At 67.0% G+C, this 1,413-nt stretch carries 2 protein-coding genes; one reads left to right on the top strand and one right to left on the bottom strand.

The genetic code is table 11. The features are described from left to right. The coding region (locus tag JYJ84_RS36705) for an AAA family ATPase (protein ID WP_205172728.1) at positions 1-927 on the bottom strand (927 nt) is incomplete at its 3' end. A gap of 184 nt (positions 928-1,111) precedes the next feature. Between JYJ84_RS36705 and JYJ84_RS36700 the strand changes: the two genes are divergently transcribed. Beyond that, positions 1,112-1,413 (top strand): helix-turn-helix domain-containing protein (locus JYJ84_RS36700; protein ID WP_205190301.1); only part of this gene is annotated, 302 nt, incomplete at its 3' end.

Below are 1,413 nucleotides of genomic sequence, written 5' to 3'. Positions count from 1 at the left end.
ACAGCGCTGGTAATACTCGGCGACGACCGGCCGCTCCGCGTCGTCGCACTTGTTCAGGAACGTGAGCCGGAACGCGAGCGCCGGATCGCGGAAGATCTGGCAGTTCTCGGCCCAGTTGATCACCGTGCGCGGCGACATCAGCGTCGACAGGTCGCCGGTCGCGAAACCGTTGCGCGTCAGCTCCGCGAGGCTCACCATCGATTCGAGCAGCGGACGGCCGGCTTCGTCCGCGAGTTCCGGCACGCGCGCCCGCACGATGCCGATCTCCTCGTCGCGCGGCAGGTAGTCGAGCGTCGCGACCACGTTCCAGCGATCCATCTGCGCATGGTTGAGCATCTGCGTGCCGTGATAGAGCCCGTTCAGGTTGCCGAGCCCGACCGTGTTCGCGGTCGCGAACAGCCGGAACGACGGATGCGGATGGATCACGCGGTTCTGGTCGAGCAGCGTGAACTTGCCGTCGCGTTCGAGAATCCGCTGGATCACGAACATCACGTCCGGCCGCCCCGCGTCGTATTCGTCGAAAATCAGCGCGACCGGGCGCTGCAGCGCCCACGGCACGATCCCTTCCTGGAATTCGGTCACCTGCACGTCGTCGCGCACGACGATCGCATCCTTGCCGACGAGATCGAGCCGGCTGATGTGGCCGTCGAGGTTCACGCGCACGCACGGCCAGTTCAGCCGTGCCGCGACCTGCTCGATATGCGTCGACTTGCCGGTGCCGTGCATCCCCTGCACAAGCACGCGGCGATTGCGCGCGAACCCCGCGAGGATCGCGAGCGTGACGTCCGGGTTGAAACGGTACGCGTCGTCGATATCGGGCACGTGATCGTCGCGCGTGCTGAACGCGGGCACCATCAGGTCCGAATCGAACCCGAACCGTTCGCGGACCGACACCATGCAGTCCGGCTTGTTCGCCACCCCATCCATTGCGTTGCGCTCCTGTCGTTGCGTATTGCGCAGGCGTCGATTGCGCCTGCGTCGATCCTGTTTATGGAACGATTCGTTCCGTTGCCGAAAATCCGTGCCGGATTGCATGGCCCCCCGCCCCGTGCGGCCGGCTCTCCAGGCCGTTCGGTACAATGGCCGCAGTCCAGTTTCCGGAACGCCTGCCATGCTGCCCGCGGATACGCCCACGCTGCGCGCCTTCGCGCTGCTCGAACATCTCGTCCAGGCCGGCGATGCCGTGTCGCTCGCCGATCTCGCCCGCGAAGTCGATATCCCGAAGGCGTCGCTGCACCGGATGCTCGCGTCGCTCGAAGCCGGCGGCCTCGTGATCCGCGAGCCGGGCCGCAAGAACGCATACGCGATCGGCCCGCGCCTCGCGCGGCTCGGCACCGGCGTGATGCTGCATGCGGGCGCGCGCCGGCTGCGCCACGCGATCCTCGAACGGCTCGTCGCCGATCTCGGCGAAAC

Source organism: Burkholderia sp. LMG 13014 (assembly GCF_905232215.1).
Lineage (GTDB): Bacteria > Pseudomonadota > Gammaproteobacteria > Burkholderiales > Burkholderiaceae > Burkholderia.
Note: the sequence above shows the minus strand (reverse complement) of the source record. Positions and strands in the feature narration are given on the sequence as shown.